This window comes from Gordonia sp. NPDC003425, from assembly GCF_053588635.1.
In genome coordinates, this window is the sequence record NZ_JBSFQI010000006.1 from 195,878 (window position 1) to 210,051 (window position 14,174).

Sequence of the window (14,174 nt, forward strand, 5' to 3'; positions counted from 1 at the left end):
TCGCGGACGGGCGTCGGGCCGGGCCGAAACCAACCCGAACGCGGTGTGAACAGCGGTCGAACACTTCTTCGCCGTGTGTGCTGGCCGTTTGACGGCCCGTAAGCTGGAATTGTGACCGGTGGATTCGTGAGCGGCGCTGTTTTCGTCGTCGTGATCGTCGTGGCACTGGCCATCGGTGTGCTCATCGGCATCCGTGTCCATCAGCGAAGCCAGCGACCGCACTCGCGTCGTCCCGGTCGGCCCGCCCCGGCATTACAGCAGGCAGCAGCGCGCATCGAACCCGCAGAGCTCGCCGACAAACCCCGGGTGGTGCCCGAGACCGCCGAACTGCGGGCTTCGGATGTGCGGGTGACCACCGACGACGGGCGGATGACCACCGCGGGTCTGCTCAGTCTCATCGTCCGCAACTCCGAGACCGCGATCGCCGTGGTGGACCAGTTCCGCGACGTGGTCCTCTACAACCACCGCGCCGTCGACCTCGCGATGGTCCGCGACCGTCTCCTCGCCGACGCCGTGTGGGACGCCGCGAAGGAAACACTCGACACCGAGGCCGACAAACGTTTCGACTTCGAGCCGCCCGCCTCGGCGGCAGGCTTCATCTCCACCGGCCGCACGCGCGCCAACTCGGTGGAATCGGTCCGATGCGTCGCCCGCCTGGTGCGGCACGCCGACGAGCGTTATGCCGTCGTCTACGGCTTCGACGACACCGAGCACTCCCGTGTGGAGGCCACCCGGCGCGACTTCGTGGCCAACGTTTCGCACGAACTCAAGACGCCGGTCGGTGCGATCGGTCTGCTCGCCGAGGCGCTGCTGGAATCGGCCGACGACCCCGATTCCGTCGAGTACTTCGGCCGCAAGGTGGCGGCCGAGGCCACCCGGATGGGCAACATGGTGAGCGAGCTGATCGCCCTGTCGCGGCTGCAAGGCGGCGAGACCGCCGACTTCACCGAGGTCAACGTCGACCGGTTGATCGGCGAGGCCGTCGATTCGGCCACCGTGCCCGCCGAGGCCGCAGGCATCGCGCTGCGCACCGACGCACCCGCGGGACTCGTCGTGCGCGGAGACCGGGTGCTGCTGCTCACCGCCCTCAACAACCTGATCGTCAACGCCATCGCCTACTCACCGGCCAACACGATCGTCTCGATCAGCCGCCGCGTCACGCGGGTCGACGGCAGACCCATGGTGGCCATCGCCGTCACCGACCGCGGCATCGGAATCGCACAGGCCAACCAGCAGCGGGTATTCGAGCGGTTCTTCCGGGTCGACCGGGCGCGCTCGCGACAGACCGGCGGCACCGGATTGGGGCTGGCCATCGTGAAACACGTCGCCGCCAACCACGGCGGTTCCATCAGCCTGTGGAGCAAACCGGGCACGGGCTCCACGTTCACCCTCTGCATTCCGCAGGACCTCACCGCGCGTGGGTCGTGGGATGCGGACCGACCGGCCGCGGATACCGACATCGACGCCTCGCTGCCCGATTTCGGCTCCTCCGCGGTCCCCGACCCGGCACTCCCGCCGGTGCTCGCCACTCAATCAAAGGACATCGACAGGTGACTCACGTTCTGATCGTCGAGGACGAGGAATCGCTGGCCGATCCGTTGGCCTTCCTGCTGCGCAAGGAAGGTTTCGAGGCCAGCGTCGTCAACGACGGCGCACACGCGCTCGCGGCATTCGACCGGGTCAGCCCCGACATCGTGCTGCTCGATTTGATGCTGCCCGGCATGTCGGGCACCGAGATCTGCAAGTCGCTGCGGTCGCGGTCGAGCGTGCCGGTCATCATGGTCACCGCCCGCGACAGCGAGATCGACAAGGTGGTGGGCCTCGAACTCGGTGCCGATGATTACGTCACCAAGCCCTACTCCGCGCGGGAGCTCATCGCGCGCATCCGTGCCGTCCTGCGGCGCGGGGGAGAGGGTTCCGACGAGGACCTGTCCATCGGCGTGCTGGAGGCCGGACCGGTGCGGATGGACGTGGAACGGCACATCGTCGCCGTCAACGGTCAGCCGATCACGTTACCGCTCAAGGAATTCGACCTGCTCGAGTATCTGCTGCGCAACGCCGGCCGGGTACTCACCCGTGGGCAGTTGATCGACCGGGTATGGGGCGCCGATTACGTCGGCGACACCAAGACGCTCGACGTGCACGTCAAACGTCTGCGCTCCAAGATCGAACCCGACCCGGCCAACCCCAAACACCTCGTCACCGTCCGCGGGCTGGGTTACAAGCTCGAACCCTGAGCTATTCGTCGAGCCGTTCGTACTTGATGTCGGTGTCGCGGCGGCTGGTGGCCGCCGCGGTGGCCGGATGAACTGCGATGAGCCCCATGCCGTTTCGACCTCGGCACACCCGGGCGAGTTCGTCGTAGGCGGCCGCGCCGAGCAGTTCGGTGAGTTCGGGCGCATACGATTCGAACACCTGCGTGGCACCGACATGCGCGTCGGGTGATCCCGAGCAGTACCACTTGAGGTCGTGGCCGCCCTCGCCCCACCCGCGCCGGTCGTACTCGGTGATCGTGGTCTGCAGCACCTGGGTGTCGTCGGGACGCGTCACCCACTCCTGCTCCCGCCGCACCGGAAGTTGCCAGCACACATCGGGTTTCACGGTCAGCGGTTCGAGCCCGCGGCGCAGGGCCATGGCGTGCAGGGCGCAGCCGGGACCGTTGGCGAAGTCCGGGCGATTCAGAAAGATACACGCGCCCTTGTGAAGTCGGGTCTTGAGCGCCGGTTCGTCATCGAGGTCACCCTCCTCGAGGTACCCCTTGTTGCCCAGCGGGTCCTTGCCCGACCCCTTGTCGAAGAACTGCCAGTCGGAGCGCGTGAGCATCTTGACGCCCTTGGCCAGGCGTTTGCGGTCGTCCTTGTCGGAGAGATAGGCCCCGTGGCTGCAGCAGCCGTCGTCGGGGCGGCCCTCGATGATCCCTTGGCAGGCGGGGGTGCCGAACACGCAGGTCCAGCGCGACAACAGCCAGGTCAGGTCGGCTCTGATCAGGTGCTCGGCGTTGGCCGGGTCGAAGAACTCGTACCACTCGCGGGCGAAGTCGAGATCGACCTCGGGAGCAGGCGCGATGCGCGCGGGACGTGGGGGGCTGGACACGACGTCCACCGTAACCCGCCACGCAACCGGCGGTCGGTCGGCGCCGGGCACCTGCGCCCCGTGCCGAAGGCACCCACGCCCCGTGCCGAAGGCACCCACGCACCGTGCCGAAGGCACCCACACACGGACGGCGAATCGGACACGCACTACCGTGGATTCGTGCGTTTAGGAGTCCTCGACGTGGGCAGCAACACGGTGCACCTGTTGGTGGTCGACGCCCATCGCGGCGGACATCCCACCCCGATGAGTTCGACGAAGTCGGTGCTGCGACTCGCCGAACAGATCGACGGCAAGGGCCGGCTCACCGAGCGCGGGGCGCGATCGCTGGTGGAGTCGGTCGACGAGTTCACCCGGATCGCGACCAGTTCGGGGTGTGAACAAACCATGGCGTTCGCGACGTCGGCGGTACGCGACGCCACCAACAGCGACGCCGTCCTCGACCGGGTGGAGGCCGAGACCGGTCTGCGGGTGGTGGTGCTCTCCGGCCGCGACGAGGCACGACTCACGTCACTGGCGGTGCGGCGCTGGTTCGGGTGGGGCGCCGGGCGCATCCTGGCCCTCGACATCGGCGGCGGGTCGCTAGAGATGTCGAACGGGGTCGACGAGGAACCCGACGTCGCACTGTCGCTTCCGCTGGGCGCCGGACGCCTGACCCGCGAGTGGCTGCCCGACGACCCGCCGGACCGGCGCCGCATCGGGGTGCTGCGTGACTGGCTCGACGCCGAGCTCAAGGCGCCGGCGAAGGAGTTGCTCGAACCCGGCCGGCCCGATGTCGCGGTGGCCACCTCCAAGACGTTCCGCAGCCTGGCCCGGCTCACCGGTGCCGCGCCCTCGGGTGCGGGTCCGCGGGTGCGGCGGCAGTTGACCGCGAGCGGACTGCGGCAGGTGATCGCCTTCATCTCGCGGATGACCCGCGACGACCGCGCCGAACTCGAAGGGGTCAGCGCCGACCGTGCCGGACAGCTGGTTGCGGGGGCACTCGTCGCCGAGGCGGCGATGCGCGCGTTGTCGGTGGATACACTGGAGATCTGTCCGTGGGCTCTGCGTGAGGGAGTGATCCTGCGTCGTCTGGACAGCGAACCGGCCGACACGACCGAGCCGATGGCTCCCACCCGGTGACCGCGGGCGACAGCATTACATGACGAGTTGAGGACGGAGTACGCGTTTCGATGGCGAACCAACCTGGGGCGGGCAAGCCGCAATCGAACACGGGATCGGGCGGCGATGCCCCCGAGTCGCGGCCGATCTCGGTGGCCGAACTGCTGGCGCGACGCGACGCGGCGGCCGCGGAAGCGGCACAGGGGCGGGGCTCGGCCGAGGGCCGACGCTCGGCCGACGGTCGGGGTCGACGGCGCGCCGGCCGCGACGGGGCCGTCTCGGTCTCGGAACTGACCGGTGAGATCCCACGCATCACCACCGATCCCGCCCCGGCCACACCGGTGTCGAAAACACCGGCCCCGGCACCGCAAACCTCCCGGCCGGCAACCCCGCAACGTGAGACGCCGGTTCGCCCGGCGTGGGGTAACTCGCAGCCCGGTCCTTTCCCGCGGTCGAGCAGTCCGATCGCACGTCGCGCGTCACAGGACGGACCGGTGCCCGACACCGACACCGACACCTCGGCGTCGGCCTTCCGCGGCGCCACCCCCGGTGACACGCCCACCCCCACGCGGCCGTCGTTCCGGGCGCCGGAAACCCGTGACTTCCATGCCGGTGCCGTCGCCTCGCGACTGGCCACGCCGGCCGCCGAGCAGGCATCCGACGATCTCGTGGAGGCCGATCTCGAACACGCGAACGCGGTGACCGGGATCATCCCGGTGGTGGGCGACGAGCCCGACGGGGTGAGCGTGGTCGACGCCGACGACGTGGACAGCGTCGAACTCGCTGCGCCCCCGGCCCCGGCCGGCCGGACCAGCGCATTCGCCGAGGTGATGGACGACGATTTCGAGGCCTACCGAGCCTTCGCCGACGTCGAGGACGACGAGGAGCCCAAGCAGAAGCGACGCTGGTTCCGGCGGCGCGGCGCCAAGGCCGCCGGGAGGGGTGCTGCCGCCAAGGCGGCCGCCGTCGCCGACGGCACCGACGCCGAAGCCCCGACCGTCGACAAGGCCACCGGCCCCGATGTACCCGAGCCGGCGACTGCCGACTTCCCGGGCGACGAGGCGGTCGCGCTGACGCCCGCGGCGACCGAACAGTTCTCTGCCGCCGATCGCGAGGAGGCGACGGACGCGTCGCCGGCTCCCGGCACCCCGGCGCTCGAGGACCCGGCAATCGAGGCCGAGGAGAACACGTCGATGGAGCTGGTCGAGGATCTGCTCGACGTGCAGCCCGCCGCCGACGACGTGATCGCGGATTCGGAGGCACCCGTCCCGGCGACCGACACCGCGGATGTCGACGAGGACGTCGAGGGCACCGAATCTTCCTCCGCAGCCCCCGTCGTCGACGATGTAGCGGGCGAGAGGGTTCCCACTGCCGACACGTCGGCCGCGGACACAGCCACCGCCGACACGTCGGTCACCGAGACGGCAGCAGCCGGGAAGACCGACACCGCAGACACTCACGCCCCAGACACCGACACCGCAGACACCGACACCGCAGACACCGACACCGCAGACACCGACACCGCAGACACCGATACCCCAGACACCGACACCGCCCCCGCGAAGAAGGGTCGTTTCGATTCACCGCTGGCCGCGTGGCTGCTGGTGATCGGCGAGTCGATCGTCGGCCTGGCCGTGGGCGTCGGACTGTTCTGGGGCTTCACCGAGCTGTGGAAGTGGAATGTGTACTTCGCGCTCGTGCTCGCGGTGCTGGTGATCTTCGGCGTCGTGACGCTCACCCACGCGGTCCGCCGCTCCCGCGACCTGCCCACCACGCTGCTCGCGCTCGGCGTCGGCCTGATCGTGACGATCGGTCCGCTCGTGCTCCTGGCCACGTGAGCGCGACCGCGCGTCACCCATCGTCCGGCCGCGTGAGCGCAACCCGATGAAACCTGTCTCCGACATCCCGGTGGGCCTGTCCACGGCGTCGGTCTATCCCCAGAACACCGAGGCCGCGTTCGCCTACGCCGCCGACCTCGGATACGACGGTGTGGAGCTGATGGTGTGGGGGGAGTCGGTGAGCCAGGACATCCGGCACGTCGAGTACCTCTCCGAGCGCTATCAGATGCCGGTCCTGTCCATCCACGCACCGTGCCTGCTGATCTCCCAGCGCGTGTGGGGCCGCGATCCGCTGGCGAAACTGGCGCGGGCCGTGCAGGCGGCCGAGGACCTCGGCGCGAGCACCGTGGTGGTGCATCCGCCGTTTCGCTGGCAGCGCGCGTACACCGCAGCGTTCGACGACCTCGTCGCCGATCTGGAATCGTCGAGTGACGTCGACGTCGCGGTGGAGAACATGTTCCCGATGCGCGCCGACCGCCTCTTCGGGGCCGGTGATCGTTCGGCGAAACGCCTGATCACCCGGGGCGGACCGGGGTTGGCGGCCTCGGCGTTCGGCAAATCGACCGACCCCACCGACGACGGATACGCCCACTACACACTCGACCTCTCGCACACCGCCACCGCGGGCGTCGACGCCGTCGCCCTGTTCGAGCGGATGGGATCGCGGCTTTCTCACCTGCATCTCGCCGACGGCAGTGGCGCGGCCACCGACGAACACCTCATCCCCGGCGACGGCTCTCAGCCGTGCGCCGAGATCTGCCGGCGCCTGGCGGCCTCCCACTTCACCGGCGCGGCGATCCTCGAGGTCGGCACCGGCGCGGCCCGCACCAAACCCGAACGAAGCGCCCTGTTGTCGCGCGCGCTCGAGTTCGCCCGGCAGCATCTCAAACGCGAGACCATACCCACCGCTTCGACATGAATCCCAGGAGCAGGCGATGAGCAAGCTGTCGGAGTTGTCGACCCTCACCAGAGACGACACGGCCACACCGCGCATCGGTGACGGCGAGCGGCCCCACCTCGTCTACACCGCGACGATCGATCCGGTGTTCACCATCGGCCCCAAGGTGCACGGCGGTTCCATGCAGATGCTGGTCGCGCACGCCGCACGCCGGGCGTTCGACGAACTCGCCGCACCCGATGACCGGACCGTCAGCGGCAGCGAGCTGGTGCCCGTCGCGATCGCCAGTGACTATCTGTCGGCACCCGACCCCGCCGAGGTCCAGCTCGAGGTGACCCTGCGCAAACGCGGACGCACCGTGTCGCTGCTGCATGTCGACCTGTGCCAGAACGGGCGCACCATGGTGTCCTCGTCGGTCACACTGGCCCGGCCGGAGACCGGACGGCCGCATCACTCGGCGCCGACGCTGCTCGACGGCGTGCCGGTCACCCCGGTGGACGGCGGCATCGACATCGACTCGTCGCCGGTGTCGGAGGTGATGCATCTGGGGCCCGCGCTGGACCTGGTGCTCGATCCGCAGACCTTCCCGGTGGTCAGCGGCGACACCGGCGAGCCGGTGGTCCGGGGCTGGACCAGACCCAAGGGCTGCGACCCCGACGCCGACTTCACGGTCCTGATCTGCGACATCTCGCCACCGGTGGTGATGAACCTCGCGTTGTTCGGCTGGGCACCCACCCTTCAGCTCACCACCTACGTGCGCCGCGAACCGGCGCCGGGATGGCTTCGGTTCGCGGCGACGAGCTCCGAGGTGGGACCCGGGATGTTCGAGGAGGATCACCTCGTGATGGACTCGACGGGGGCCGTGGTGGCCCAATCCCGGCAGCTCGCGTTGGTGCCCCAGCACCGGCACTGACCCCCCGCGGCACCACCGGATCGCACCGCACCGACGAAAGGCTCGAAGGACGTGACCGAACGTATCGCCATCATCGGCGGCGGAAAGATCGGCGAGGCATTGCTGGCCGGCCTGATGGGCGCGGGCACCCCGGCCAAGAACCTGGTGATGGCCGAGAAGAACGAGAAACGGTCCACCGAGATCGCCGACGAGTACGGCGTGCTGGTCAGCGACATCCGGGCGGCAGCCGAGGGCGCACAATACGTGTTCCTCGCCGTCAAACCCGAGGACGTCGACGCCGTGCTTCGTCAACTGTCGTCGGCCGACGACCCGGGCGAATCCGAACGCGTCACGGTGAGCCTGGTGGCCGGGTTGCCGACGGCCCGCTACGAGCAGGTCCTGCAGGCCGGTTCCCCGGTGGTGCGGGTCATGCCGAACACCCCGATGCTGGTCAACGAGGCGATGTCGGCGGTGTCGGCCGGACGCCATGTGGACGCCGAGCAACTCGGCGCCGTGGTGCGGCTGCTCGAGTCGGTCGGCAAGGTCACCGTGATCCCCGAACGACTGATGGATGCGGTCACCGCGCTGTCCGGGTCGGGACCGGCGTATGTGTTCCTGATGGCCGAGTCGATGATCGACGCGGGCGTCGCGCTGGGCCTGTCACGACAGCAGGCCACCGAGATGACCGTGCAGACGATCCGCGGCGCGGGCATCCTGATGAGTGACTCGGGGTTGTCGCCGGTGGATCTGCGGGCGGCGGTCACCTCGCCGGGCGGAACCACCGCGGCCGCGATCCGCGAACTGGAGTCCGGCGGGCTGCGGGCCGCGATGTACCGTGCCACCGAGGCCGCCGCCGCAGCGAGTTCGCGGGCCGGACATCGAGCCGATGTTGAGGGTTTGGGTGGTGGACGCGCCGAACGCGGGACCCTATGAATAGTGGGTTACCGGCCAGAAAACCCCAGCATGTTGTGGTCGACGCGAAGAATCCGTCGGTTTCCTGGCAACTCACGTCGCTTTTTTCACATCTGCCACGCTAAGCTCCTTTAAGCACGTGCGTGTCTGGTGTCCGCCGGAGGGGAAGCCGGCGGCCGCGACGCGTGCTCCGGAGGTATGAGTTTTTATGGCTGCTGAGACTCCTGGTGACAGGACAGGCGCGGTGGGCAACACAGGCTCGGGTTCGCAGTTCCTGACCGTCGCCGAAGTCGCGTCGCTGATGCGCGTATCGAAGATGACCGTCTACCGCCTCGTCCACAACGGGGAACTGCCCGCCGTTCGCGTCGGCCGGTCGTTCCGCGTGCATGCCAAGGCCGTGCACGACTATCTGGAGACGTCTTACTTCGACGCCGGTTAGACCCGCAGGCACCCGGCCACCGCGTCGCGCCGCGGGAAGATGTGCATCTCGGCTCCCGCCCACCAACGGCTCCGTCCGGCCGGTGGGCGGGAGTTCTCGTGTCCTGTGGGCACCCCGCAGCCCGTCATGCGTCGACCTGATTTCGCTGTATGAGGGGGCGGCCGGTAGTGTTGATCCTCGCGTACCCGACCTCCCGGCATGGTGACGGTGGGTGTGACGGCCCAGTTCCGTATGGTGCGGAATTTTCCGTACTCGGCGGAACCCCCGGGCCGATGAGACAGCGTGAAGTGAGGAAGTGGCCCGATGGGTTCTGTGATCAAGAAGCGCCGCAAGCGCATGTCGAAGAAGAAGCACCGCAAGCTCCTTCGTCGTACCCGCGTGCAGCGTCGCAAACTCGGCAAGTGAGTCACCCGCCCCGCGACCCGGGGCGAGTGTGACCCACGGTCGGAAGAGAACCCGCGTACGCGCGGGTTCTTTTCATGTCGGGACGTTCCCGATCACCTCGTGGCGCGTGCCGGGATAGCCTGAACCCCATGTCCGACACTGCGCAGGTGCCCAGAACCGTCCTGGTGACGGGCGCATCGACCTTCCTCGGCGGCTACCTGGTCGCGCGGCTCGCCGCGAACCCCGAGGTCGAGCGTGTGTTGGCGGTCGATTCGCGCGTCCCGCGCAAAGATCTCATGCGGCGCATGGGTCGGGCGGAATTCCTGCGACTCGACATCCGGCGGCCGGTGATCGCCAAGGCGATCGCGCACTACGAGGTCGACACCGTGGTGCACGCCGCCACGTCGATCATGGACACCGCGGCGCACTCCGCGGCGATCAAGGAATTCACTCTGCTCGGGGCGATGCAGGTGTGTGGTGCCTGCCAGCGCAGTCCGTCGGTCAAACGCCTCGTCCTGCGCTCGAGCGGCATGGTGTACGGGTCCAGCGCGCGCGATCCGTCGCACTTCGCCGAGGAGACCCCTGCGGTGCGTGAGCCGCGCTGGGGTTTCGGCCGGGATCTGCTCGACGTCGAGGGTTACGTGCGTGGGCTGGCGCGACGCCGCCAGGACATCGACGTCACCATCCTGCGTCCGCAGGCGATGCTGGGGCCACGGATCACCACGCGGATGGGTTCGTATCTCTCGATGCCCGTGGTGCCCACGGTCATCGGATTCCAGCCGCGCCTGCAGTTCCTGCACGAGGAGGACGCGCTGGCCGCGATGGAACACGTCGCGCTGGCCGGCCGGCCCGGAACGTTCAACATCGCCGGCGACGGAGTGGTCACGCTGACGCAGGCCGTGCGCCGCCTCGGGCATCTCGAGTTGCCGGTGCCCAGCGGACTGCTCGCACCGGTCACGGGCGTGCTGCAGGACCTGCGGTCAGCCAGGTTGCGCTCCTCGCAGACCGAATTCCTCACCTACGGCCGGGTGCTCGACACCACCCGGATGCGAACCGAACTCGGCTTCGCGCCGCGCTACTCCACGAAGGACACCCTCGACGACTTCATCGAGCGCAGCTCGGTGTCGCCGGTGATCAGCGTCGATACGTGGCGGAGTCTGGAGCGGCGCGTGGTGTCGGCGGCACACCGGCTGGCGTGATGGTTTCTGGCAGGTCCGGCATTAACGATTTGCTCAACTGTATCGGCGCTGCGCAGGTGCACAGCGACGTCGTACCGCCTAAACTTGGGCGGTAGTCCAAGTCCGACGCGAAGCAGACCGCGAGGCTTGTGAACTTCTTCGGAATCTGCGCAGGGCGCATCGTTGTTGGGGGTGGCCTTTATGTCGAATCGCTCGTCAAGCGATGCTCGAACGGCAAAGGTCATCCAGCTCTACGCCAGCCCGTCCGGTGCCGTCGCGTCCGATCCGCGCGAGAGCGGCCGGCGGCGTCACCCGAGTCAGACGATGGAGCGACCGCGACGCGATCCCACACTCGGGCACCCCAACACCGACGGGTTCGGCGGTACGTCGGCACAGATCACCCCCATCAGTGACAACGTCGCGCTCACCGCGGACTCGCTCGGCGTCGAACAGCGCGGCCCCGCACGCAGCCCGCTGTTCAGCCTCGGTGGCATTCGCGGTGCAGTGGCCGATTCGCTCACCGCCACCGCCGGATTCATCCGGGAACGCATGACCGGCGATTACGAGGTCGACGACTTCGGTTTCGACCCGCACTTCACCGAGGCGGTGTGGTACCCCGCGATCCGGCAGCTCTACGAGAACTGGTTCCGCGTCGAGGTGACCGGCGTGGAGAACCTCCCCGACTCCGGCGGTGCGCTGCTGGTGGCCAACCATGCCGGCGCGATCCCGGTGGACGCGATGATGACCAGCCTCGCCGTCCACGACAATCATCCCGCCGGACGCTACTTGCGAATCCTCGCCGCCGACATGGCTTTTGACATTCCCGGTGTCAGCGAGGTGGCACGCCGGATCGGCGCCACACTGGCCTGCGCCAATGACGCCGACCGCCTGCTGAAGGCCGGCGAGCTCACTGCGGTGTGGCCCGAGGGCTACAAGGGAATCGGCAAGCTCTACCGCGATCGGTACAAGCTGCAGCGGTTCGGCCGCGGCGGCTTCGTCACCACCGCGCTGCGCAACGCCGCCCCGATCATCCCGGTCTCCATCGTGGGGTCCGAGGAGATCTACCCGATGATCGCCGACCTCAAACCGATCGCGCGCATCCTCGGCATGCCGTATCTCCCGGTGACGCCGACCTTCCCGTGGCTCGGTCCGCTCGGGTTGGTACCGCTGCCGTCGAAGTGGCACATCCACTTCGGGCGCCCCATCGAGACCGGCGGGTACGACGAGTCGGCCGCCGACGACCCGATGGTGATCTTCGACGTCACCGACCACGTCCGCGAGGAGATCCAGCAGACCCTGTTCCGGATGCTGAGCCGCCGCGGAAGTGTCTATTTCGGCTGAGCGGGTGGCCGAGCCGGTACCGGTGTGCCCAGCCGGCAGGAATAGAGTTGTGTGGTGAGCTTCGACGCCGATCTCGGCCCCATCAGTTTTGTTGTCGTGCAATTTCCTTCGAGTCCGGTCGGCCCGGCTGGGTTCGACACGCTGCGAGCGCTGGTCGCCGCCGGGCGTATCAACGTACTTGACGTGGAGTTCGTGGGCCGTGACGCCGACGGTGGGCCCGCGCGGCTCGACGCGGCGCAACTCGGTGTCGCCGACCTGGCCGGCGCCGACAGCCACCTGATCGATGACGACGACGTCGCCACCGCGGCGGCCGGATTGTCGGCGGGTGAGGTCGCGGCCATCGTCGTCTACGAGGACCTGACCTTCCTGCAGGTGATCGAGGGCTGGCGGGCCGACGGAGGCTCGGTGATCTCGGAGGGACCGGTGCTTCTCGACGATCTGATCGGCGCGCTCGATGCCACGGAAGGAGACCGGCGATGAGTCTGTTGAAGACGGCGGCGAGGGCCGCGGTGGCCAGTTCGGTGCACGGACGGGTGCAGCGCCGTCAGCAGGAACGCTGGGCCGCCCAACCCGTCGCGCAGGCACCTGTGCAGCAGGTGCCGGTACAACAGGCACCGGTACAACAGGCACCGGTACAGCAGGCACCGGTCCAGCAGGCGGCTCAGCCTGCCGCCGACCCGAGGACCGAGCTGATGAACTCGCTGACCGCGCTGCGGTCGGCCGGTGTGGTCTCCGACGCCGAGTTCGCCGACATCTCGTCGCGCATCTTCGCCTGACCTCGCCGAGCCGGCGATCCGGTCGGCGGCCGCCACGTAGGCTGTCCGCAGATCGTCGGCGGATGCAAGGAGGCATCGGGTGCGTGCAGTGGTGTGTCACGAGGGCGAACTGCGTGTCGAGGAGATCGACACACCCCGACCCGGTCGGGGACAGGTGCTGCTCAAAGTGGTTCGCACCGGAATCTGCGGCTCCGACCTGCACGCCCGCACCCATTGCGACGAGACCGCCGCGGTGACCGCCGCGGTGGGCTACGACTTCATGCGGTCCACCGATCGGGTGGTACTCGGCCACGAATTCGTCGGCGAAGTGGTGTCCTACGGCCCCAAGTGCCGTGAGAAGTGGACCCCGGGCACCCTGGTGGCCGCGCTGCCGATCATCACCCAGGACTCCGACGCGCACCTGATCGGCTTCAACACCGCCGCACCCGGTGCGTTCGCCGAGTACGTGGTGGTGGCCGAGGACATGACCCTGTCGGTGCCCGACGGTGTGCCCGTCGAGCAGGCCGCGCTCACCGAGCCGCTGTCGGTTGCGGTGCACGCGGTGAACCGCGGTGATGTGGGCAAACGCGACGTGGCGGTGGTGGTCGGCTGCGGGCCCATCGGGCTGTCGGTGATCCTGGTGCTCAAGGCGAACGGCGTCAAGACCGTCATCGCCTCCGACCTCTCGGCGGGCCGCCGCGACCTGGCCCGGCGCTGCGGCGCCGACGTCGTGGTGGATCCGACCGTCGACTCCCCGTGGGACATCGCCGCCGCCAAGGGCAAATACATCACCCGTACCGGCGATCTCCTCGGCGCGGCGTTCGACGCCATGCGGATACTGCGGCGCATTCCCGGCCTGCCGTGGTGGCGGGTGATCCCGCTCGGTGATCGGCTCGGTGCCACCCCGAGCGGTCCGGTCGTATTCGAATGCGTCGGCGTGCCCGGGATGATCGAGCAGATCGCCACCAACACGCCGATGCGCTCACGGATCGTGGTGGTCGGGGTCTGCATGCAGACCGACACCTTCCGTCCGGCGATGGCGATCAACAAGGAACTCGATCTTCGGTTCGTGATCTACTACGACCCCGCCGAATTCCGCACCGCGCTGCACCTGATCGCCGGCCGCAAGGTGGACGTGACGCCGCTGCTCACCGGCACCATCGGATTGCACGCGGTGGCCGAGGCGTTCGAGACCCTCGGTGCGGCGCAGCACCACGCGAAGATCCTCATCGACCCGTCGAGCTCCGTCTCGACGCTGTAGCGCACGGCCGCGCGAAGCAGGCCCGCGTCCGGACGCCGGGGGGCTGGGGGCCGGGCGGGAGGCGTGGGGGCAGGCCCGGCGTCGA

15 protein-coding genes are annotated in these 14,174 nt (G+C 68.8%); 14 read left to right on the plus strand and 1 reads right to left on the minus strand.

Annotation, left to right across the window (positions count from 1 at the left end; translation table 11 throughout):
• Window positions 1-126 precede the first annotated feature (126 nt).
• Together ACWDTD_RS09950 and ACWDTD_RS09955 are read left to right on the plus strand one after the other, a co-directional pair.
• On the plus strand, window positions 127-1,554 hold the full coding sequence (locus ACWDTD_RS09950) for a sensor histidine kinase (protein ID WP_449746926.1): 1,428 nt from the start codon (window positions 127-129) through the stop codon (window positions 1,552-1,554).
• On the plus strand, window positions 1,551-2,237 hold the full coding sequence (locus ACWDTD_RS09955; RefSeq protein ID WP_449746927.1) for a winged helix-turn-helix domain-containing protein: 687 nt from the start codon (window positions 1,551-1,553) through the stop codon (window positions 2,235-2,237). The genes ACWDTD_RS09950 and ACWDTD_RS09955 overlap by 4 nt, the downstream gene beginning before the upstream one ends.
• Window position 2,238: 1 nt before the next feature.
• Here the strand turns inward: ACWDTD_RS09955 and ACWDTD_RS09960 are convergent, their stop codons facing one another.
• Window positions 2,239-3,066, minus strand: a complete 828-nt coding sequence (locus ACWDTD_RS09960) for a hypothetical protein (protein WP_449747010.1) — start codon at window positions 3,064-3,066, stop codon at window positions 2,239-2,241.
• A 186-nt stretch (window positions 3,067-3,252) separates the two neighbouring features.
• On the opposite strand from ACWDTD_RS09960, the gene ACWDTD_RS09965 reads away from it, so the two are divergent.
• The 12 genes from ACWDTD_RS09965 to ACWDTD_RS10020 all read left to right on the plus strand — a co-directional run bounded on the left by ACWDTD_RS09965 (window position 3,253) and on the right by ACWDTD_RS10020 (window position 14,089).
• Complete coding sequence (locus ACWDTD_RS09965; RefSeq protein WP_449746928.1) at window positions 3,253-4,212, plus strand: Ppx/GppA phosphatase family protein; 960 nt, start codon at window positions 3,253-3,255, stop codon at window positions 4,210-4,212.
• A 50-nt stretch (window positions 4,213-4,262) separates the two neighbouring features.
• A complete protein-coding gene (locus ACWDTD_RS09970) occupies window positions 4,263-6,029 on the plus strand; it encodes a DoxX family protein (protein ID WP_449746929.1) in 1,767 nt (588 codons plus the stop codon).
• Between the two features lie 46 nt (window positions 6,030-6,075).
• Window positions 6,076-6,948 carry a sugar phosphate isomerase/epimerase family protein gene (locus ACWDTD_RS09975; protein ID WP_449746930.1) on the plus strand — a complete coding sequence of 291 codons (873 nt, stop codon included), beginning with the start codon at window positions 6,076-6,078 and terminating at the stop codon, window positions 6,946-6,948.
• A 16-nt stretch (window positions 6,949-6,964) separates the two neighbouring features.
• Complete coding sequence (locus ACWDTD_RS09980; RefSeq protein WP_449746931.1) at window positions 6,965-7,840, plus strand: thioesterase family protein; 876 nt, start codon at window positions 6,965-6,967, stop codon at window positions 7,838-7,840.
• A 51-nt stretch (window positions 7,841-7,891) separates the two neighbouring features.
• The gene (gene proC, locus ACWDTD_RS09985; protein WP_449746932.1) at window positions 7,892-8,752 is read left to right on the plus strand and encodes a pyrroline-5-carboxylate reductase; all 861 of its coding nucleotides are present in this window, start codon (window positions 7,892-7,894) and stop codon (window positions 8,750-8,752) included.
• Window positions 8,753-8,939: 187 nt separating this feature from the next.
• Window positions 8,940-9,170, plus strand: coding sequence for a helix-turn-helix domain-containing protein (locus tag ACWDTD_RS09990; protein WP_449746933.1), 231 nt, complete (start codon window positions 8,940-8,942; stop codon window positions 9,168-9,170).
• A 303-nt stretch (window positions 9,171-9,473) separates the two neighbouring features.
• A complete protein-coding gene (locus tag ACWDTD_RS09995) occupies window positions 9,474-9,575 on the plus strand; it encodes a 30S ribosomal protein bS22 (RefSeq protein WP_003402602.1) in 102 nt (33 codons plus the stop codon).
• Between the two features lie 128 nt (window positions 9,576-9,703).
• Complete coding sequence (locus ACWDTD_RS10000) at window positions 9,704-10,753, plus strand: NAD-dependent epimerase/dehydratase family protein (protein WP_449746934.1); 1,050 nt, start codon at window positions 9,704-9,706, stop codon at window positions 10,751-10,753.
• A gap of 180 nt (window positions 10,754-10,933) precedes the next feature.
• Window positions 10,934-12,073, plus strand: a complete 1,140-nt coding sequence (locus ACWDTD_RS10005; protein ID WP_449746935.1) for a lysophospholipid acyltransferase family protein — start codon at window positions 10,934-10,936, stop codon at window positions 12,071-12,073.
• A gap of 54 nt (window positions 12,074-12,127) precedes the next feature.
• Window positions 12,128-12,553 (plus strand): hypothetical protein, encoded by a 426-nt coding sequence (locus ACWDTD_RS10010; protein ID WP_449746936.1) that lies wholly within the window; start codon window positions 12,128-12,130, stop codon window positions 12,551-12,553.
• Window positions 12,550-12,849 carry a hypothetical protein gene (locus ACWDTD_RS10015; RefSeq protein WP_449746937.1) on the plus strand — a complete coding sequence of 100 codons (300 nt, stop codon included), beginning with the start codon at window positions 12,550-12,552 and terminating at the stop codon, window positions 12,847-12,849. The genes ACWDTD_RS10010 and ACWDTD_RS10015 overlap by 4 nt, the downstream gene beginning before the upstream one ends.
• 79 nt (window positions 12,850-12,928) lie before the next feature.
• The gene (locus tag ACWDTD_RS10020) at window positions 12,929-14,089 is read left to right on the plus strand and encodes a zinc-binding dehydrogenase (RefSeq protein WP_449746938.1); all 1,161 of its coding nucleotides are present in this window, start codon (window positions 12,929-12,931) and stop codon (window positions 14,087-14,089) included.
• Window positions 14,090-14,174 lie beyond the last annotated feature (85 nt).

Excerpts from the sequence above, each read along its gene's own strand:
- ACWDTD_RS09970 (WP_449746929.1), top strand. The coding sequence starts at position 4,263 with ATGGCGAACCAACCTGGGGCGGGCAAGCCGCAATCGAACACGGGATCG.
- ACWDTD_RS09975 (WP_449746930.1), top strand. The coding sequence starts at position 6,076 with ATGAAACCTGTCTCCGACATCCCGGTGGGCCTGTCCACGGCGTCGGTC.
- ACWDTD_RS09980 (WP_449746931.1), top strand. The coding sequence starts at position 6,965 with ATGAGCAAGCTGTCGGAGTTGTCGACCCTCACCAGAGACGACACGGCC.
- ACWDTD_RS09990 (WP_449746933.1), top strand. The coding sequence starts at position 8,940 with ATGGCTGCTGAGACTCCTGGTGACAGGACAGGCGCGGTGGGCAACACA.
- ACWDTD_RS09995 (WP_003402602.1), top strand. The coding sequence starts at position 9,474 with ATGGGTTCTGTGATCAAGAAGCGCCGCAAGCGCATGTCGAAGAAGAAG.
- ACWDTD_RS10000 (WP_449746934.1), top strand. The coding sequence starts at position 9,704 with ATGTCCGACACTGCGCAGGTGCCCAGAACCGTCCTGGTGACGGGCGCA.
- ACWDTD_RS10005 (WP_449746935.1), top strand. The coding sequence starts at position 10,934 with ATGTCGAATCGCTCGTCAAGCGATGCTCGAACGGCAAAGGTCATCCAG.
- ACWDTD_RS10015 (WP_449746937.1), top strand. The coding sequence starts at position 12,550 with ATGAGTCTGTTGAAGACGGCGGCGAGGGCCGCGGTGGCCAGTTCGGTG.